Annotated in this window: 15 protein-coding genes and 1 pseudogene; 2 read left to right on the top strand and 14 right to left on the bottom strand. The window is 68.7% G+C overall.

Annotated features, from left to right (window positions below):
• Positions 1–234: 234 nt before the first annotated feature.
• From AC6JBM_RS40860 to AC6JBM_RS40845, 4 genes and pseudogenes are all read right to left on the bottom strand, one after another.
• Positions 235–2,166, bottom strand: coding sequence for an SAV_2336 N-terminal domain-related protein (locus AC6JBM_RS40860; protein WP_497979159.1), 1,932 nt, complete (start codon positions 2,164–2,166; stop codon positions 235–237).
• Positions 2,163–3,182 (bottom strand): AAA family ATPase, encoded by a 1,020-nt coding sequence (locus AC6JBM_RS40855; protein ID WP_497979158.1) that lies wholly within the window; start codon positions 3,180–3,182, stop codon positions 2,163–2,165. The genes AC6JBM_RS40860 and AC6JBM_RS40855 overlap by 4 nt, the downstream gene beginning before the upstream one ends.
• The gene (locus AC6JBM_RS40850; RefSeq protein ID WP_497979157.1) at positions 3,179–4,369 is read right to left on the bottom strand and encodes a VMAP-C domain-containing protein; all 1,191 of its coding nucleotides are present in this window, start codon (positions 4,367–4,369) and stop codon (positions 3,179–3,181) included. Before AC6JBM_RS40850 ends, AC6JBM_RS40855 begins: the two co-directional genes overlap by 4 nt.
• A gap of 9 nt (positions 4,370–4,378) precedes the next feature.
• Positions 4,379–4,863, bottom strand: a pseudogene (locus AC6JBM_RS40845) (IS110 family transposase).
• A 52-nt stretch (positions 4,864–4,915) separates the two neighbouring features.
• Here AC6JBM_RS40845 and AC6JBM_RS40840 point away from each other — a divergent pair.
• Positions 4,916–5,554 carry a hypothetical protein gene (locus AC6JBM_RS40840; RefSeq protein ID WP_497979156.1) on the top strand — a complete coding sequence of 213 codons (639 nt, stop codon included), beginning with the start codon at positions 4,916–4,918 and terminating at the stop codon, positions 5,552–5,554.
• A gap of 206 nt (positions 5,555–5,760) precedes the next feature.
• Here the strand turns inward: AC6JBM_RS40840 and AC6JBM_RS40835 are convergent, their stop codons facing one another.
• From AC6JBM_RS40835 to AC6JBM_RS40790, 10 genes are all read right to left on the bottom strand, one after another.
• A complete protein-coding gene (locus AC6JBM_RS40835; protein ID WP_497979155.1) occupies positions 5,761–6,825 on the bottom strand; it encodes a hypothetical protein in 1,065 nt (354 codons plus the stop codon).
• Positions 6,826–6,838: 13 nt separating this feature from the next.
• On the bottom strand, positions 6,839–9,952 hold the full coding sequence (locus AC6JBM_RS40830) for a hypothetical protein (protein ID WP_497979154.1): 3,114 nt from the start codon (positions 9,950–9,952) through the stop codon (positions 6,839–6,841).
• Positions 9,953–10,975: 1,023 nt separating this feature from the next.
• On the bottom strand, positions 10,976–11,989 hold the full coding sequence (locus AC6JBM_RS40825; protein ID WP_497979153.1) for an ImmA/IrrE family metallo-endopeptidase: 1,014 nt from the start codon (positions 11,987–11,989) through the stop codon (positions 10,976–10,978).
• Positions 11,986–12,654 carry a hypothetical protein gene (locus tag AC6JBM_RS40820; RefSeq protein ID WP_497979152.1) on the bottom strand — a complete coding sequence of 223 codons (669 nt, stop codon included), beginning with the start codon at positions 12,652–12,654 and terminating at the stop codon, positions 11,986–11,988. Before AC6JBM_RS40820 ends, AC6JBM_RS40825 begins: the two co-directional genes overlap by 4 nt.
• 92 nt (positions 12,655–12,746) lie before the next feature.
• Complete coding sequence (locus AC6JBM_RS40815) at positions 12,747–13,367, bottom strand: RNA polymerase sigma factor (protein ID WP_497979151.1); 621 nt, start codon at positions 13,365–13,367, stop codon at positions 12,747–12,749.
• Positions 13,368–13,414: 47 nt separating this feature from the next.
• On the bottom strand, positions 13,415–14,920 hold the full coding sequence (locus tag AC6JBM_RS40810) for a hypothetical protein (RefSeq protein WP_497979150.1): 1,506 nt from the start codon (positions 14,918–14,920) through the stop codon (positions 13,415–13,417).
• Positions 14,917–15,363, bottom strand: a complete 447-nt coding sequence (locus AC6JBM_RS40805; RefSeq protein WP_497979149.1) for a hypothetical protein — start codon at positions 15,361–15,363, stop codon at positions 14,917–14,919. Before AC6JBM_RS40805 ends, AC6JBM_RS40810 begins: the two co-directional genes overlap by 4 nt.
• 41 nt (positions 15,364–15,404) lie before the next feature.
• Entirely contained in the window at positions 15,405–15,824 is a 420-nt protein-coding gene (locus AC6JBM_RS40800; protein ID WP_497979148.1) for a hypothetical protein, read from the bottom strand.
• Entirely contained in the window at positions 15,821–16,186 is a 366-nt protein-coding gene (locus AC6JBM_RS40795; RefSeq protein ID WP_497979147.1) for a hypothetical protein, read from the bottom strand. Before AC6JBM_RS40795 ends, AC6JBM_RS40800 begins: the two co-directional genes overlap by 4 nt.
• 401 nt (positions 16,187–16,587) lie before the next feature.
• Positions 16,588–17,433 carry a hypothetical protein gene (locus AC6JBM_RS40790; protein WP_497979146.1) on the bottom strand — a complete coding sequence of 282 codons (846 nt, stop codon included), beginning with the start codon at positions 17,431–17,433 and terminating at the stop codon, positions 16,588–16,590.
• Between the two features lie 135 nt (positions 17,434–17,568).
• Between AC6JBM_RS40790 and AC6JBM_RS40785 the strand changes: the two genes are divergently transcribed.
• Positions 17,569–18,753 (top strand): putative bifunctional diguanylate cyclase/phosphodiesterase, encoded by a 1,185-nt coding sequence (locus AC6JBM_RS40785; RefSeq protein WP_497979145.1) that lies wholly within the window; start codon positions 17,569–17,571, stop codon positions 18,751–18,753.
• The last annotated feature ends 8 nt before the right edge of the window (positions 18,754–18,761 follow it).

Here is an 18,761-nt window from a genome sequence, read left to right as displayed (position 1 = left end):
CTCCCTCGTCGGCGGGAGTGCTTCGGACACCGACCCCGCGTATCGCACCGTCGCGTCGGTCTGGCAGGTCACTGTGGGCATGCCCGAGCCCGGTCGATGTCGCGGCCAGCGTCATGACGATGTTGAGGTAGTCAGGCCAGAGGCGCTGCCCGATGGCTGCCCGCCACGGAGGCGGCCCTAAAGGGTGATGGGTGAGCGGCGCGTGGAGCGATACTCCCGAGCCTGCCCCTAGTACTAGCGGCGGAAGTCCCAGCCGCCGGCCGACTCGCGGCCCGGGCGTCCGCCGATCGAGAAGCCGCCGACCTCTCTTCCGCGGCGCCAGCCGCGGAAGTAAGCCGTCGTGTTGGCGGCGATCTGGGCGGCGTCGCGGACGATGCGCAGTGGGCGCTCAGCCAGCGGGCCTGCGCTGCCAGGGATCAGATTTTGCTGCGGCACCCGGCGGGGCAGGCCCGTGCTCTCGTCCACGATCTGCGGCCGCGCGGCCCGCTCGGCAACCTGCTCGGCGGCCCGCCACGCGATGTCATTGTCGCTTGCCCAGCTGATGACGGGCGTTGTGTTGGTGTCACTGTCCCAGTCGGTGAACCAGGCCGATCGGGCGGAGGTGAAGATGGGCAGGTCGCTGTCAGACTCGTCCTCGTTCAAGGCCAGCGCTCCGGCCTCGGCTCGCCCGGCTGTAGCGTCGGCGGCTGCGCGGATAGTCCGCTCAGCGAGCACGCTATTCGGCCCGCCCATCACACGCAGCAGCGCGGCCGTGACCCGGGCTAGTGGTAGGAGGCTGGTCGGTACCGGATCACCGTCGAGCAGCGCCCGTACGTCAAGGCCACCCACCGGGACGTAGTACGTGAAGGCGATGTCGAGGGTCTGCAGGGCCTTGGTTCGGGTCAGGTACTTCAGCAATAGCGGACGTATGCCTGGGATGAAGTCGTAGCCGTGCTCAGTCTCCTCGACCAGCCCGGACAGCAGCACTTCGGCGAGGTCCGACTCGGTCGACGAGGGAAGGTGGGCCCGCTGTACGAGCTGCATCATCGGCAGGCTCAGCGGTGTAGCGGACAGGAGACTGGCGAGCCGAAACGCGGTCGGGGACGCTACGGCGCGGAACTGGCGCAGCCGTTCGCCCGCCGACATAGGCGACGGCGTCGCCGGCAGTGATGGCGGCATCAGCAGTGGCAGGGTGAACCATGACGTCTCGCCAGCAATTATTCGTGCCCACGTTGCGAGAAACCGCGTTGACGGATGGAGCACAGGGATCGGTACCCTGCCGGACGCGCCTTCGCCAGCTATGTGCCATGCGGTGTTGGCCAATACACCAACGCTGCCACGGATCCGCGCCCGGTCCGTCGGGGTTCCTGTGCGGCGCCAGATTTGCGGGCGCAACGGGTTGATGATCGTGACATAGGCTCGGGTGGCAAGTCGGCGCAGCAGGCTCTGCGCGGTTCCGTCACGCCACGCCCGACCCACCCCGTCGCTGAAGACGATGACCACGCTGGCCGACAGGTTGGTGAGGTGGCGCAGCGTCGCCGGGTCCTCACCGTCGAAGTCGCGCATATGGACGCGGCGGAATGCGCCGAGGCGGGCGAGGCTGGATCGCAGTGCCGAATTCGTTCGCTGCCAAACGGCCATGGACGGTGCAGAGTCAATCAGCAGCACGAGGATAGGCCACCGCCCCGACTGGCGCCGCCAGATCGGTGACGGTGCAGACGCTCGAGCCGATGCCTCCGCGGTGCGCAGTTCATCGAGCACCGGTCGGTCGTCGATCACGAATGTGCCGCGCCGCAGCGGACGCAATGCCCGCGCGAGATCGCGGGCACCGATGATCGGACCGACGCCGATGCCCCGCACCAGCGTAACGGCGGGCGCTTCGCCAACGTCACCGGAACGGGCCGAATCGGTATCGGAACTGTAAAGCGTCGCCGAGGCGGCCCGTGATGCCTCGCCAAGAGGCGGCGGCTGCTGCACCGAGGTGGACCCCTTCGGCATCGAGCCGGTCCCCTCGCGCGGCCTGACTTGCACCGACGGCGTGGCCGTCATTGACGGTCCAGAATATGGCGGCTCGGTCGACGTTGTCGGTACGCCGATCCACTGCGCCAGCCAGAGCGCGTCAGCGACATCCTCTGCGCTCGGCGATAGGCCCGCCTTGTGCAGCACCTCGAACAGTCTTGGGTTCATGCGTCCCGCGACTCGACCAGCCCGCGCAGCACCGCGTCGATGAGCGAGTTCCAGCCGTACGCCGACTCCGAGCGACCGTAGGCCGCTAGGTAAACCAGGCCGAGCAGCTGGTCGCTGGCCAGTTCGGCCTGGGTGCGCCGCCGCAGAAACTGTTCGACCAGGTTCCGAGCCTCGTGCGCCCGGCCGACGCTGAAGTGTGCCGCGACCATGTCGGACAGCTCCTGCGCCGACGGCGGCTGCAGGTCGAGCCGGATGCAGCGGCGAAGAAAGGCCGGCGGGAACTCGCGCTCCCGGTTACTCGTCAGAATGACGATGGGGAAAGCCTGGCAGTGCACGCGACCCCGGCGCACCGGCGCACGACCGTATTCATCGGCTGTCATCACCTCGACCAGCTGCTCGCTCTCAGGGAGCCGACTGAGCTCGGGGATCTCGAACATGCCCTCCTCAAAAACGTGAAGCAGGTCGTTGGGCAGGTCGATATCACCCTTGTCGATCTCGTCGATTAGCAGGACGCGCGGGCGCGTACGGGGCAGCAGGGCAGTGCCGAGCGGCCCGAGGCGGACGTAGCGACCGATGTCTAGCGGCTGCGGGACGTCTCCGTGATATCGGTAGCGCAATTGGTTGAGGTTTTCATCGTGCAGGCGGCCGATGGCGTCGTACTCGTACAGCCCGTCGCGCGCGGTGGTCCGGCTGGAGATCTGCCATCGCAGCACCACGCCGAGCTTCAACTCACGGGCGATCGCGTCGGCGAGGGCGGACTTGCCGGCGCCGGGCTCGCCGGACACGAGCAGCGGGCGTCGCAGATAGATGGCCGCGTTGATAACCCGCAGGTCGTCGTCGCTGTAGCGGCGCACGACACCACTTTGGCCGAGCCGACGCCCGCTAGAGGGATCGACGCCATAGAGTCGGTCGTCGGCGCGCTCGTCGAAGTTGCGCCAGTTCGGCGGTGGAGGAAGCCGGTCGATACTGTCGTGCGGCTCGGCAGCCCCGACGAACAATCGCCATTCGTTCGTCACCATCGCACCTTTCGTCGTGGCGCTTCCAGGATTGCGCGGGTGATCGGCTGGTGGGCCGGATCGGCCCACAGCAGCACGAGGTCGTGGCCGGGGTGGTCTGCGCCAGCGTCCGGTTCCAGCGCCTGCGCCCGTTGCGACCGGACGGTGTCGGGAAGGCGCGCGAGGGGCCGGCCGTAGAGCACGTCTTCGATGCTGGCCCGTCGGTCATGCCGGGCGCCACGGTGCCACAGCGCCGCCATCGCTCCGGTCGCATGCAGAACACGCACGACGTTGGCCGGTCGGCACACTTCCTCGCCGATGAGCGCGAGGAGTCTGCCGTCTAGCGGCCGCGGCGCCGTCTCATCATCGAACCATTCGATTGCGTCGCGGCCAGCCGCGTAGTATCGGTTCCACCGTTCGTGCGCTGCGGCATCGGACGGCTCCAGCGGTGCCAGGCGCACGACGACGGCCAGGAGGCCGCCCAACGCGACCGGCCCTGACTCCGTACCGACGGTCCACTGCTCGAACGGCGTGGTCACCAGTTCCGGTGATACGGCGAACGTCACGGCCGGGTCTTGGCTGCGTGGCCACCCCGGTAGGGTCCGCTCGATCAGCCCCGTTACCTCATCCCGCAAACCCGCCAGGGGCTGCTCACTCAGGTGGAGCTGCGGTACCCAATTCGCTTCAGTGTCGGCGCTGAGCCAGGCCCGCACGTCGTAGCGGCCCCCGGTGAGGACGTCGGGTTCGACGAGAATGGTGAGACGGCGCGGCGGCTTCGCCATGCCTCCCGCGTCGAGTGTGCTCCGCAGCCGCGCAAGTTGGTCGAGTCCATTCTCGTTGAGCCAGTTGCCAGCAACGGTGTCGACCCACTCCCGCAGCTGTCGGCGCGAGGCCGGGTTGGTAGCGGCGGCCCCGAGATACTCGACGAAGACGAACAGGAGCGACGCGTCAACCTGGCCCCGCAGCCACTCCACGCAGTGCACCGGCCCTGCGTCGCCCGGCTGCCGATCAGCGACCGCGCCGACGGCCGTCCGCAGCAGCGCCGGAACGTCTCGCACGGCCGGCATTCCCAGCAGCAGGTCGTGGAGCCGGTGGAACTCCTCCTCGGTGAGGACGGTGCGGCAGACCTCGGAGCTGAGCATGTTTAATTGAATGTTGTGATGCCCGATTTGCACACCCTGCATCGCGCCCGCCGACTCACGGCCCATCGATATCCTCTAACACGCCCGTGTCCGACTGGTCATTCTATTGCCGAGGTCGGCAGCCTTACACTTTAGTTGGCGCAGCCATGGGTCGCGACCCTGGCCCGGACCATCTTCGACCAACCCGACCCAGACTCCTTCCGAGCCAGTACGACCGCGCGGGCGCGGCGATCGCCGCCGGCTTAACTCAAACGCCAGGTCGTCCGGCACAGCGAGGACCGTCAGATCGCGATGCCGCATCCGCGCTGTCTCAGCGATGATCCGGGCATCCTTCTCATCGGTTTTGCCCTCACCCGAAACGCCGCAGCTATCCTGTTCACCGTCCGGCCGGGCACGAACACCACCGGCTGCCGGGCATGCAGCAGCACCCCAAGCGGCAGGGCTACAACGGGGCTCATCAGGTCAACCGCCCAGCGGACTTCACCATCGACTGCGGCAGCGCGGGCCAGCAAGTCCACGATCGCTTGCTGATCATTGTTGACCTTGACGGACCACAGCACATCACCCTCGCCGTCGATAGCGACCGTGTGATGCTTTGCCTTGTCCGCATCGATGCCCACCCAGGCCGCAACGGCCGCCGCTTCTTTGGATCTTGGCTGTGGCGTGGTGTGTTCGGAATGGGTCGTTCGTTCGGTCGGCAAGATTGCTGACCGACGTGATGCCGCGATCGATGGGTTCTGCGAGTGCGGTCGGGTGGTGACGCGGAAGACGCTCGTGGTGGTGTTGCCGGGGATCGGTGGCAGTGTGCTGGCCGACGACCGCGGCGAGGTGGTGTGGGATGCTGGTTTCGGTTCGATCTGGTCGCTGCTGCGCACCCCGGGCCGGCTGAGCCTAGGGGAGTCGCCGCGCCTGGAGCCGGTCGGGTTGATCAGGTCGCGGCAGCTGGTGCCAGGCTGGACCGTCGTGCATGGCTACGAAGGCCCGAGCAAACGGCTGCGCGATCTGCCGGGGGCAATCGTGGCGCCCGGTCGGGCCGGTGAACCGGTGCCGGACGCGAACATTCTCGTCGGCCGCTCGGCCGCTCGGCCGGTCGCACCCCCGCAGCCAAACCTCCTGCCATCGGCGCTGTCCCGTCCGCGCGTAACCCAGCAGTGTTCCGCGGCACCGACCGCGGCACGTCGGTATCAAGGTCGGGGTAGAGCACCATCGAATCCGGCATGGGCCGTCTGCCGCCATGTCGGACCGGTTTGATAGCCCCGTTTACTCCCCCGAAAATCCCATCACAACGCTGACAACCACGCCGTGGCCCAATGTCTCCGAGGATCGAATCAGCCGCGATCAGGGAGCCAAGCGATCCAACCCCGACGAGGCCAACTCATTGGGACGACGATCAATCCGGGCGAGTTACGGACATAACTTCAGGCAAGGCGCTTAGGGGGTTCGAATCCCACCACCACTCAGCCGTCGAAGGTGTTGTGCTGGACGTTGTGGTCGCCGATTTGCAGACCCCGGACATTCTCCAGCCGGACGTCGCGTGCGGCCGGGTTCGGTGATCGGCCAGCCCGGCGGTCCAGCAGGGCGTAGAGGACGTCGGCCGAGGCACGAGCCGCGAACCGCTTGTAGCGGTCGTCCTTGGCCGGGTCGGCGTGGTCCATGACGCCCTTGACCACTAGCCAGTCCGGTACGCCCTGGCTCTCGGCCACAGTGGCGATGGTCGCGGCCTCCATGTCCAGGCCGGTGACGGTGCGGACGCCCATCGCCGAAAGCCGTGCCCAGGCTTCGCCGTCCTTGGCCACGTAGCTCCCACTGGCCAAGGGCGCCACCGCCACTGCGAACGGCAGCTTCGTGGGCCCGTGTACATCGTCGTAGCGGGCGCGCTCGATGAACGTGCGGCCCTCCTCGGTCAGCACCCACTCCACCCCGGGCCGGACAACGTGCCCCCGGGCCTCGATCGCCTCCGGCCGTTGCGGCCACGTGCCCGGTGGGAAGTAGCGTTCGAACGCCGGGTGCTTCACCGGGTCCTGATCGAGGAGCAGCCGCTCCAGCAGCCAGAGGGCGGCCTCCTCCTCGGTTGCGGGGCCGTAGCTAGGCAGCCCGATCGGAGGATTTAGCTCCTGCGCGGCGCGGATCCATTTGTGGTCGAGTTGGTACTGCCGGTGGTCGCCGACGAAGCCGTCCCTGGTCTGCTTGCCCTCGTCGTACTCGTACGTCATCTCGGCCACCACCACATCGCCCAGCGCGACCTGGCCCGGATTGCCCGCGCACACACCGGGCATGGCCAGGCAGCCCGGACGCAGCCGGTCGACCAGAGCGGTGGCCGCGACCCCGGTCGGGCGACCGCTCATCCGGACCGGCCGGGCGAGCGCCACCGACAACCGCCGACCGTCGGAGCATCGGTACTCGCCCCGGAGGTAGGGATGCGTGTCGTCATCGTCGCACGAGACCCAGTCCTCGATGCCGACCTTCGCGGCCTCGTACTCCAGCGGGATTGCCGCCACGATCAGAACGTCGATCGGGTCCATGTCATCTCCATCGTCACCACTCGATTCCGCGGCGCCAGACCTCTGCATCGTGGTCATGCTCGCGGCTCTCCCGCTCGTACGTGTCGGCCAGTTGCCGGAGAATGTGCTGCGACCGAGGCCAGCCGTCGGCCTGTCGTTCATACTCCCGATAACGCTCGACGAGCGTCCGTTCCTGAGCGCCGCCGTCCCGGGCGCCTCGCCACGTCACCCCGCGCCGGTTGTAGAGACCACCCCAAAGCCCCCTGTCCATCGCATCACTGTCGGCATCCTCCAGCACCTCGCGCACGGCCAGCGGTGGCACCGAGCCGTCCTCGTCCGGCTCGGCGAAAGCGAGGACGGCGCCGATCTTCCCGTCGGCGAGGCGCAGCCGGCCCGAGGCCGACAGCCGTCGTCTCGCTTCGTCGACCCAGGCCGCGAGGGCCTCGGCGTCGATGGTCCCGTCCGGGCCGGTGGCTGGGCAGCGGCGCCACGAACGCAGGACCTGGAAGATGGCGCGGATCCGAGCGACCTGGTCCGGGTCGTCAACGGTCTCGTCGGAGCCTTCGGCCCGGAAAGCCGTCTCGACGAGCTCGGCGAAGAAGGCCGGATCCTCGGCGAGGCGGGCATGGATCGTCGGCGTACGGGCGTCGTAGCGCAGGAGCGGGACAAGGTTCAGCTCGATCTCGGTCACCCGATGCGGCCCGAGCGCGTCACGGTGACGTTCGAGCAGTTCGATGACGATCTGCAGGTCGTATCCGGAAAGCCTGCGTTCCTCCTCCGCCGACCGGACAAATCCCTCGCAGGCGGTGGCCGCCTCGACGGCGACCTCGGGCGTGTCGACCTGTTCGGCGTACATCGCGATCAGATCCAGGGCTGCCGCGAACCGTGCCACGCTGATCAGGCCGGCCGCCGCCTTCGCGACACCAGTGAAGTCCGCGCCGAGGCCGTTGATCCCGAACTCGCGCCAGTAGACGGCGGCCTCCTCGGGGCCGGGATCAGTGTGCTCCGGATCGCGCCGCGCCAGCAGCAGCCTCGCCCGCGCAGTCGGATCCGAAGTGCAGTCGAGGTAGTCGGCGCCGCGCCAAATCCGCAGCGCGAAGTACTCGAACGCGATGTCCAGCCGGTTCGCCGGGCGGTCCTCGGACAGCCAGGTCAGCAGCACGTCGTCGTGCTCGGTGGACGGCGACTGGGCGAGGGCGGCCCCGATCAGGTCGCCGTTCCCGGTCCGGTCAGCCAGCGCCACCAGCGCGTCGAGACCACCGGAGGCCAGGATCCGTGCCACCGCCTCGGCCCGCAGCCGGGACAGCTCGGTGAAGTACTCCGCGCTGGACCGTCTCCTCGTCACGCCCTCCGGCTGAGGCCACCGGTCGCCGAACAGCCAGAACATCTGGTCGGCCGGTTTCGACGGCGCGAGCGCGTCGGCGGCCCGCCGGAACGGCGCGAGTTCGTCGGCCGACATCGCCCATGGCGCGTCGCCGACATCGATGTGCAGAGCGATCAGTTTGCGCAGCGCCTCGGACAGACGCCGCCGCATGTCCTGGTCGTCGATCGACCCGGACAGGGACATCAGCCGCTGCACGAAGCCAGAGCGCTGGTCGTCAGGCAGATTGTCAGACAGCGGGATGAGGGCGAGGAAGCGCTCCGGATCGTCGTCGAGGTCGTCCAGTGTCAGGCTGGCGACGTCCCGGAAGGCAGCGTAGGTCTCGGCCGGCGGCGGTGCCCCCGGTATCGGCCAGGCCCGCAGGAGCGGCGTCGGGTGGAGCGTACCGACGGTGCCGTGCCGAGCCGACCGGAGCAGGTCGAGCAGCAGCGTCCGGGCGACCTCCGGCTGGTCGCGGAGCATCCGCTTCAGGGCGCGCAACCGGACCAGCCGGGGTGCGTTGGTCTGGGGCCGTGTGACCTCGAAAATCTCGGCGAGCGAGACGCCCGGCCGGTCCGGCTCGTCGCTGCCCGGATCGGCCGCGGCCATCCGGGCCAGAGCCTCGACCGCACCGCCGAAATGCTCGGTCGGCCAGGCGAGGAGCTCCAGGGCCGCCCGGAAGGAGGGGCGGCCGGTTCGCACGGCGTCGAGGAACGCGGTGGGGGATGCCTCGGCCAGATACGTCAGCACGTCCGCGAGGGAGACGTTCGCCTGACTCATAACCTCGCGCACCACCCGGTGCACGAGGTCGGCCGAACCACCACGGACTGCGAGGACGACCAGCGACTCCGCGATGCCGCGCCGGATCGCCACCGACCCGCCGTGCGTGGTGAGGACACGGACCGCCAGGCCGGCGAATGCCGCCCGGTCCTCCTCGGTGAAGCTGGGCGCCAGCAGGACGATGGTGTCCTCGGGCGCCTGCACGTACCATCGCTGACCCAGGTGCCCGAGCATCGCCGTGTCCGGGTCTGCGGCCGCTTGAGCCGAGATCTCGGCCATCTCGGCGTAATCCACCCCGGTGAACCCGCTGACGATCGCCCGATCGTCGTCGTGATCGCCGTGCCAGCCGCCCAACAGCGCCAGCCGTCGAAGGCGGACATCGGCCGACCGGGCCCAAGGCGGGAGCGCGAGCGAGCGGTGTTTGGCCAGGGCCCGCCACAGCTGGCCCAGCCCACGCCGGGCCAGGATGCCGAGGGACCGGGCCCGGTCCGGCTCGATCGAGGCGGACAGGAGTCTCTCGACCTCCTCCTCGTCGAGCGCGGGCACCTTCACGGCCGGGTGCGGCACGAGCTTGCCGTACACCAGGATGGTGTGCGGGCGCCGGAGCGGGATCTCGTTCAGCGGCAGGCTAGTCGGAACGGCCAGGATCCGCGGTTCCTGCGCTGCCAGGTGGGCGCGGAGGGCCGCCTGATCGTCGATCAGCAGCGTGAGCTTGCCCAGCGGCGTGCCGTTCAGGGCCGCCGCGATGAACGCCTTAAGCTCCAGCGCGCCTAGCTCGCCCCCAACCTCGACGACGGCCGGGCCGGTGTCGAGCGCGGCCCGCAGGGCGGCGGCCTGCTCCTGGCGCCCGGCCAGCACGATCTCCGCGCCGAGGGGAGGGTCAGCGAACGGCAACCATGTGTCGTTCCACCACTCCGTCAGCGGCACGCCGGGCGTGGGGAGCCCGTAGTAGTGGTTGTGCTGAGTGTTGCCGTCGCCGACCTGTACGCCGGAGCTGTTGCTGATCATCGGTTCCGATTGTCCCAGGCACGCGTGGCGTGGCGGCGGATTCCCGCGGGGTGATGACCGTGACATGAAGGCCACCATTTCCACGTCGGGTGGCCAGCATCCACGCCACGGCCGGTGTATAGCCGCAGCACCCCCACCAGGGATCCCCAGAAAGGGATCCGGTCGCAACAGCGGCGGTCTCTGACAGAACGGTGCTGAGCTGGGCTACCAGCCCTGGCGGTCCGGCGTGCATGCAGTCTCGTCCGTCCGTCAGCTATGGGCGGGATGGTGGTCGCCGAGCCAGTTCGACGCAATCGTCGACCGAGTGGCGTCCGCTCACGCCGCTGTCCGGTCGGCCTCGGCGGTAGCGCGAGCCCTGGACTATTGCCCGCGCGGCGAGGCTGAATCCGCCGCACGCCACCGCCATCCGATCGACGCGCCAGGAAGCCAGACCTGGGGTGGCATACCCATTCCGCTGACCCGGCCGCAGCAGGCCCCCAGGCAGCGCCCCCGTTTACCCCCCGAAAACCCATGCACAGCGTTGACAATCAGCAACAGACGACATCCAGTTCCAGGCGGCGTTTGCGCAGTTCAACGCCAAATGCTGACGAATGATGGCAGGCTCAAGATCGTAACGGGCGGTAAGTATAGGTTTTGACAACCAGTGACAAGCCTCGACAGGGGCGTCAGAACTGTTTGTCGTCAGCTCAAATTCCCTCGTACTGAGGCGCGACGCTCCGGCGGAGTCTGTGAGGCGGTGGCGCATCTTCACCAGGCCGGCAGGCGCATCGGCCGAAGCCTGTCGGCCTGCGGGCGTCCCCACTCACGGTGAGTAGCGCAGACCAAGTTACACCCTTCAGGCGAATCTTCGCCGCCTGCCAAGATCCACGGGCCCCGGCGGTGCCCTGTGGCGGTTGCTGGGGATGATCGAGGGCGCGGCGACCGAAGGGATTCCGCAGAGCGAAGCGTTCCGTGCCGACTGAGCGGGCGGTGGTCAACCCGGGGGCGCGGGATCTGTCACCTTGGATCCGCAGGCAGGGATGGCTATCGACACATGCTGCAGACTCCGTCCACCAGATCGATTGGCGGCGTGTGGACGAAGCAGCGTGCGCAGGGCTGGTGCTTGGCAGTGCGCCGTTGGCATCCGCACGAGCCGCACTTGGGGCAGAACGGCTCGCGGCAGGTGTCGTGGGGATAGCCAGTCACCGGTCCGGTGAAGCCGCATGGGCATGACAGGTCGTGGGAGGGTCTGGTCCGCTGGCGTTCGGGCTTGTCGAAGTGGATGGTCTGGATGTTCCACAGGTCGACTTCGCTGAATATCGCGTGGATGCGGTTCGTCCCTGCAACCGCGTCGAGATAGTAGTCGTGGCGTTCGCCCCATGGGGTCGCCCACCATGACCGGTCCGTTCGAGTACTGCCAGGTTCCATTCGTCGGAGTAGGTGGCCGTCTGGCAACGTTTGTCCAGGCCAAGGATACGCGATGGGTTTGCCGTCGAAGTCGCTCCATGCAATCGAGGCGTACTGCACCACTGCCGTTGCACGATCAACGATGATGACGGCGCCGATGCCGTGTAACTGGCGCGCTACCGCGATGGCGCACGCCGGCTCGCTCGCTTGCGTTGCGTCGAATAGGGCGCGCAGGTGGGCTGCACGGATCGGCTGCTCTCCCAGCATCGTGGTGGCTAGGGCTGTGGGGATCAGGAGTTGCCCGGCGATGTGATCGCAGAGCTGTTCGAGCACCCGCCCAGCGTCATCGCAGTCTGCTACCCAGCTGGCGGCGTCATCGTCGTTGTCGACCAGCCAGTGCGCGACCTCGTGGGCGACCGTGAAGTTCTCGCGTCGGCTGTTGGGCGAGAGGCGGTACAGGATTACGCCGTCGTCGAGGAAAGAGACGCCGTCGCACCACCCACCCTCGCCGCGTTGGCCGTGAAGTTCTTCGATTGGATTTGCGGTGAGGCCGAGCAGCTTGAGCGCCGACAATGGTGCGCGGCACAGGGCGTCCCGGAGGTCGTCGGGCAGTGCATCGAGGATCCGTCTGGCGTGCTGTGTGATGCTCATGGGCGCTCCTGATTGGCGGCACGTTCGCGGGCTTCGACAAAGGCGGTCAGCGCGGCTAGGGAGTCCTGCTCGTCATATGAGCTGCCCCGGCGGGCGGTGGTTGCGCTTTTGGCCAAAAGCAGAGCTTGGGCTGCCAGGAAGTCGAGGCCAGATGCACGAGAGAAGCGTCTTACAAGATCACGAAACCGTGTTGAGAGCGCTAACGCTGACGGTTGTGCTTTTGCGGCTCGAAGGTGCGCCTCGTCTACGCGGAGAATCCGAGCGATCGATGACAGGACTCCGGCGTCGATCGAGACGCTCTCTGCGATTTCCCAGCGCAGCAGTTGCCCGGTCTTTACGGCGTGGCCCGCGACGGTGAGTCGCTGGGCGAGGGCGGCTACGTTCATCCCTGCGTGTTGGCGTGCGGCCTTGAGCGCGGCGCCGGCGAGAGTTGGGTCTTGCTCCGCTGCCAGGCCGAGGGCAACGGCAAGCGGATCTTCCTCCAGCGGCGGTGGGACGGCTGGTACGAACTCCCCAACTAGGTGTTCGAAACCGGTGTCGTCATGCCGGGCGGCCGCAATCGCTTGTAGTAATACTCGAACCGCGGCTGGTGCATCGTCCGGGATTTCCAACGCGGTTGCGGGATCGTCGAGGTAACGCAGTGCGGCCTCGACGGCATCTTCCACGTCGGGCTCGGCTGACTCACGACGATGTCCAACGGTGTTCGGGTCGGGTCCTTGCCCAGTCGGAAGGCCCGCGTCGTCGGCAGCGGCGGCCATCATCCCTCACCCTTTCGGCCTCGAGCGGGGCGGATACGGTCAATATCGGCAGGACTAAGTTCGTCCAACGGCGTGAGCGTCTCCGTGATCGTGCGCAGGGCGTTCTTGAGAAGTTGGGACACGTTGGCCGAGCTGGTCTTCAGCTGGGTTGCGATTGCCCCGATTGGTTCCGAGTCGATGATTCGCAGCCGCACGACCTCCTGCTGACGCGCCGGAAGAACACTGATCGCCTCCATCAGCCGGGCGCGGACTGCAGCCCCTTGCAGTTGCCGGATGACGACGTCGGCGGTGTCCTCAGCTGGCGGCGGCTCGAAGGCGTCGATCTCGCCGTCGTCCTTGCCTGGCGCAAGATCGGTATGACGGAGTTCGGCCTGGCCGAGGCGGTCTTTAGCCCTGCGCAGGGTTGCCGTAACGAGCAATGCCTCCCAGTTTGCGACCGCGGTCGGCGGGTTGTTCATGATAGAGATGAAGGCGTCGTTGACGACGTCCAGCGCGTCGGCCTTCACCCGGCCTGAGCTGTGAAGGGCGGCCACCGCAACCTTCCACATCACGGGCCTATGCTTCTCGTATATCTGTGCCCAATCGGGGGGCACCTGCGCCGCTGGCGGATCCGTGGGCATTTGGTCATTGTCCAGCGGCGGGGCGCTACTCCTGGGTAGGCGCGGGCTCATCCAGGCGCCGCAGTCTGATAGAGGCGCCGGGCGAAACGGCGACGGAACGGCGACGCGCACAGACACCCGCCGGTGGTGTCGGCCGACGGACGGCGGGTGAAGCCCTGCGGCAGGCCCGAGAGATCGACGTCGAGCCGCCGATCTACCCCAGGCAGTCCCAGATGGACCTTGTAAACCTCCGTCGCGGACAGGATGCCAGCCAGCGCCGACACATAGGGTGTGGCGAGAAACGCCTGGCCACCACCGTCGGTCGTCGGGCTGGTGTCGACGAGCTCGATCTCGGCGTAGGCACGGGCGACGAGATCGTCCAGGCGATGCCCGACGAGGGACACGGCCGTGTCCGGCTGAATCTTGCCCGATGCCTGCGCCACCGCGAGGTCCTGTGGGGTCAAAACGACGTGCGGCTGCATCAGCTGCAGGACTCTTGCGACCTCAAGGCCAGTCTGCCCAGCGTAGACGTCGGCCTGCGTGGTGGCTGGCCCAAGAGAAACGTATTCGCAATAGGGGCATGCCAACCCGTCGCCGGCATGGTGGCGGGCCAGATGGAAAGCCATGCCGGATACGCCAACCGACAAAGTGCTACGCGCCAGTACGTCAGCAACGTCCCGCCGACCGCCGACGGTATCGGGGCTCGCGATGAGCAACCCGTCGAACCCAGGCGCGTCATTGGAGGTAATCCACTGGTCGACCGTGCCGACGTACGGTTCCGTGTGTATCCCGGCCGCCGTGAGTAAGTTGGCCCCCCACCCGACCTTGGCCGACCCAGTGACGTCGTCGACGAGCGCGGGATAACGGAATGGATTGCGGTCGTCGAAGACCTCTGGGTCGATCAACTCGACGCTCGCGACGAACGGCTTGTCCCCGCTCGCGAGCGCGGCGACGACGCTGGTTCCCACGGACCCGACACCGAGCAAGGCGAGCCTGGGGAAGACCCGGCCGATGGGGACGACCGGCTCGACCGCACCGACACGATAGGTGAGCAGGTCCCAGACGAGGTCGTGGTCGAGCCGGCGGGCCATCATCCCCAACGGGGCGAGCACCTCCTTCACCAGCTCCGCAACCGCGATGCAGACGGCGGCCTGAAGACCCAGCAGCGGACCATCATCGTCGACGATGGGCTGCGGCGCGTGTCCCACCCGGCACGCGAACACGCCTCCGCCGACGCCGAGCGTAACCGCGCCATTCTGCGCGTCGCCGAGACCAATGACCCTGTCCTTGGTGGGTGACGCGGTCGGCGCAGGTCGCAACCACGCCAGCCGGTCCAACAGGCAGTTGGCCGAGATCGAGGTTCCGGCGACGCCAGCCTCGGCCTCGCCATCAATCTCGACGTGCGAGAACAGACGCGCCGCCAGCCCCAACAGCAGACGCACAGCTGGCGCAGCACTGGTTGGCGCTCCGCCCACCCGCACGATCACGCGCACCTCATCGAGCGCCCGCAGGACCGCCGCACCGTGCTCGGCAAGGTTCGTACCGTTGACCAGGCGTAACCGAGGATCCGTCACTGCCCAGCCTCCCATTCGGTACCGGCGCGCAGCCATGCGCGCCGCTCAGCTTCCGCTGGCGTCCAACCCTGGTCGGTGAGGCGCAGGAGTGCGCAGGCGTCCAGCCCTCGGCGGAGCCCGAGACCGAAGTACGGCACGACGACGCTCAAGGCACCGCGGAACGTCAATGCAGGATTTCGGTCGTCGGCCGCGGAGTGGAACGCCTCGGCTGGATGGCTGTGAACACGGACGAGGAAGCGCTCGTCGGGCCGCAGCGAGCTGGCGAGCTGCCGCTTGCCGATCTCCGTCACCTCGACCCAGCAGCCCAGCGGACTGCGGTGGGCCTGTTGCTCTGGCGTGACGAAGCGGGTACCGACCCAGCCGCCGTCGGCCGCCGGGATACACGCCACCAGGCCGGCGCCTTCGACCCCATGGGCGCCGCGGTCGGTCAGGAAGGTCTCCACCGCGGCCAGCATGGTCGGGGGAAGCAGTACACGGAAGGCGCTCACGGACAACCGGCCTTTCGCAATGCGTGATCGAGCAGTTCCGCGAGCCGCAGCGTCGCGCGTACGGTGTCCCAGCGGTCCTGATGGTGGCCAGGAAAGGCGTAGTACTCGGCACAGCCGCGGATACACGCGAACGGGCGGTCCAACACGGAGTGCATGCCGTGCGCCAGCTGTCCCGGCCAGCGCGGCAGCGCCGCGACGGAGCCGTCCGGGTCGGTGATGCTCAACCCGAACGGCTCGGCGTCGTAGCCGCTGCCGTCGAGCGTGAGGAAGACGGTGCTGCCGTCCGAGGCGGTCAAGGGAATGCAAATCAGAGCGTCGCGGCGCTCGATGCCCGCTACCCGATCACCCAGACGGGCGCGTGCGACGCCGAGCTCATCGTCGAGGAGCTCGGCGCGCAGCGCAGGGTGCAGTGTCACCCGTCCACCTGCGGGTCGGCGATCACGAGGACGCAGACGGAGCCGGCGACGATGCCCGACTCCTCCAGCGTCGCCGACGCCGTCAGCGGAACGGTGGTGCCGCCGCTGAGCAACTCCAGCCGGTAGTTGCCCGGCGCGAGTTCACCGCGGGCGACAAAGTGCCGCTCGGCGTGACGGGCCAACGTCTCCACCCGCTCACCCGAGTGCACCCGGAAGCCGGCGGTGAACCCGGCCGGGGTGCGCACCTCCACCCGGTACGCGCGCTTGCGCCGGCGCTCGCGCTCGTCGTGGCTGATTTCCTCGTCGACCTCAACCAGGTCGACGTCGACCGAGGACGACGAAGTCGTCTCCGTTGTGCTCATGACCCCTACTTTCACGACCCGCCCCTCGGGTCTCGGTAGGTAGTCGACGCAGCCGCTCATGTTGTAACTCCAGCCTGCGGTTCGCCGCGAGAAAATGCCCCCGGCAGCACCAGCCTGCGCTGGCTCCGAGTCGCCCGACGGCTGAACCTGGTTGGTGGCTGGCGCCCCGGCTGTCCGACCAACGCCCCCGTTTACCCCTCGAAAACCCCATCCCAACGTCGACAACCAGCGACAAGCAACGACCACCGCGCGGCGGCGTCTATGCAGGTCAACGCCAACTACCGGCCAGCAATGACAACCCCACGACCGTCACGGTCAGTAAGAATAGGTCGACGGTTCGATTCCGTCAGGCGGCTCCGACAAGGGCCCGGGACCCAGGTCCCGGGCCCTTTGCCATGGCCCTAGCCGCGCTCGAAGCAGGCGGAGATCGAGCCCGCGAAGGGCGGGTGCCCGGCATCGGCCGGCATGCGCGTCAGCGACAGGATGCGCAGCCCGGCCGCCAGCTCGATCGACAGCACCACCCCGGACTTCAGGGTGTGCAGGCCGTTCTGGCTGCCGCCGGCGTCGATCGCGAACCAGTTCCCGTCGCCCCGGCTGCCCCAGATGCGCAGCGTGAACGCGTCGGCCCCGCTGTCGGCGCCCACGTTGAGCCACACCTTGCGCGGGTCGGCGATGCCGCCCTGCACCGGCGGGATGGTCAGCGACGTCTGGTCCGGCCCGAGCTGGATCGGCCCGAATGAAGCGCCCATGTCCTCGTCCTCCTCCTCGAATGCCCGCGCGCCGGCGCCGAGGGTGGGCCACGCCTGGGTGCCGTCGGCGCGCCGGTCGCCGACCACGGACAGGTGCCCGTGCTCGCGGTGCCGGTCGCGCTTCGGGTCGTGGGGCAGGTACGGCCGCCACGTCCACGCGGGGTAGTCCACGCCGTCCTGCCGGACCGGGTGGTTGCTGAAGATCTGGTCGTTGCTGATGCCGTACTTCGCCCGCGGGTCCCGGGCCCGCCGGATGTCGTCGAGCACCTTGTGCGCGTCCAGCCCGAGGCTGGGCACGTTGGGGAAGTCCCCGGCCGTCACGATCTGGCTGCCCCAGCCGGAGAAGTCGTGCGGCGTGTGGTCGCTCGTCGGGTCGTGCTTGGCGTCGCCCTTCAGGCCCCAGGAGTCCGGGTCGGTCGCGGGCGGGGCGGCCCGTGGCGCGGCCCGCTGGAGCTGCTCGAACAGGGCGAGGATGGACTTCGCAGCGCGCCAGGCCATGGGATCGGCCCTCCTCGTGTCGGGTGTTCTCGTGCTGCGGATGCGCGGGCCGGTGCGTTTGATGCGGTCGGGTCTTTTACAGTCAGGTTCGCCTCGGCCCGGCCGATCAGGACGGGGTGGAGTCGGGACGCCGGGATGCGTGAGGCCGTGGCCGCGGCGCTGAGCCGGGGTGCGCGCGAGGGCCGCAGCACCGCGGTGCTGCTCGTCGGCCCCGAGCGGCCCGGGGCCGCGCTCGACGACTTCGACGAGCTCATGCGCCGCAGCGTGCTGCGCGACGATCCGGTCGGCCGCGTCGGCGAGGAGTTCGCGGCCGTGCTGCACATCCGCAGCGTCGACAACGCCGAGGCCGTCGCGCGACGCATCGCCGTGGCCGGGCCCGCGCGCATCGGCATCGCGGTGGCCGCGCCCGGGGAGTACGGCGCCGACGACCTGCTGCGCCGGGCCGCCCTCGCGCTGCAGGAGGCGCGCAGCCGCCCGGACGGCGCGCCGTGGGCCTGCTACGAGCCCGCCTCCGTCGCGGCCGGCCCGCTCGCCGGACAGTTGCGCGAGGCGGTGGGGAAGGGCGAGCTGCGGCTGCTGTACCAGCCGATCGTGGCCCTGCCCGACGGCGACCTCGCCGGCGTGGAGGCGCTCGTGCGCTGGGCCCACCCCGAGCGTGGCACGCTGGAGCCCGACGCGTTCGTCCCGCTCGCCGAGCGCATCGGCGTCATCGGCGACCTCGGCCGCTGGGTGCTGCAGGAGGCCTCGACCCGGGCCGCGCTCTGGCAGCGGCGGCTGCCGGCGCTCCAGCTCAACGTGAACGTCTCGCCGCGGCAGCTGGACGACGACGGCTTCGCCGCGCAGGTGCTGGCCATCCTGGAGCGGACCGGGTTCTTCCCCGGCAACCTGGTGCTCGAGGTGACCGAGGGCGCGGTGATCGGCGAGCGGGCCTCGGTCGCGCAGCTCGCGGTGCTTTCCAACGCCGGCATCCGCATCGCGCTCGACGACTTCGGCACCGGGTACTCGTCCCTGCGGTACCTGGCCCGCCTCCCCGTCGACGTGCTCAAGCTCGACCGCGGCTTCGTCGCCGAGCTCGACGGCACCTCCCGCGGCGGCGCGGTCGCCCAGGCGGTGCTGCGCCTCGGCCAGATCCTGCACCTGGACACGGTCGCCGAGGGCGTGGAGAGCGAGGCCCAGGCTCGCGAGCTCACGCTGCTGGGCTGTCACAAGGCCCAGGGCTTCTACTTCGCGCGCCCCCTCGCGGCCTCCGAGCTGCAGCGATGGCTGCCCGCAGGCGACCTGTCACGCTACGAGTCCGAGGTCTGGGGCCCGGAGGTGTGATACTGCAC

The sequence above is a fragment of the Dactylosporangium thailandense genome (assembly GCF_059739745.1).
This window is presented reverse-complemented; position numbering and strand designations above follow the sequence as displayed.

Excerpts from the sequence above, each read along its gene's own strand:
- AC6JBM_RS40860 (WP_497979159.1), bottom strand. The coding sequence starts at position 2,166 with ATGAACCCAAGACTGTTCGAGGTGCTGCACAAGGCGGGCCTATCGCCG.
- AC6JBM_RS40850 (WP_497979157.1), bottom strand. The coding sequence starts at position 4,369 with ATGGGCCGTGAGTCGGCGGGCGCGATGCAGGGTGTGCAAATCGGGCAT.
- AC6JBM_RS40840 (WP_497979156.1), top strand. The coding sequence starts at position 4,916 with ATGCCCACCCAGGCCGCAACGGCCGCCGCTTCTTTGGATCTTGGCTGT.
- AC6JBM_RS40835 (WP_497979155.1), bottom strand. The coding sequence starts at position 6,825 with ATGGACCCGATCGACGTTCTGATCGTGGCGGCAATCCCGCTGGAGTAC.
- AC6JBM_RS40830 (WP_497979154.1), bottom strand. The coding sequence starts at position 9,952 with ATGATCAGCAACAGCTCCGGCGTACAGGTCGGCGACGGCAACACTCAG.
- AC6JBM_RS40825 (WP_497979153.1), bottom strand. The coding sequence starts at position 11,989 with ATGAGCATCACACAGCACGCCAGACGGATCCTCGATGCACTGCCCGAC.
- AC6JBM_RS40815 (WP_497979151.1), bottom strand. The coding sequence starts at position 13,367 with ATGCCCACGGATCCGCCAGCGGCGCAGGTGCCCCCCGATTGGGCACAG.
- AC6JBM_RS40795 (WP_497979147.1), bottom strand. The coding sequence starts at position 16,186 with ATGAGCACAACGGAGACGACTTCGTCGTCCTCGGTCGACGTCGACCTG.
- AC6JBM_RS40790 (WP_497979146.1), bottom strand. The coding sequence starts at position 17,433 with ATGGCCTGGCGCGCTGCGAAGTCCATCCTCGCCCTGTTCGAGCAGCTC.
- AC6JBM_RS40785 (WP_497979145.1), top strand. The coding sequence starts at position 17,569 with ATGCGTGAGGCCGTGGCCGCGGCGCTGAGCCGGGGTGCGCGCGAGGGC.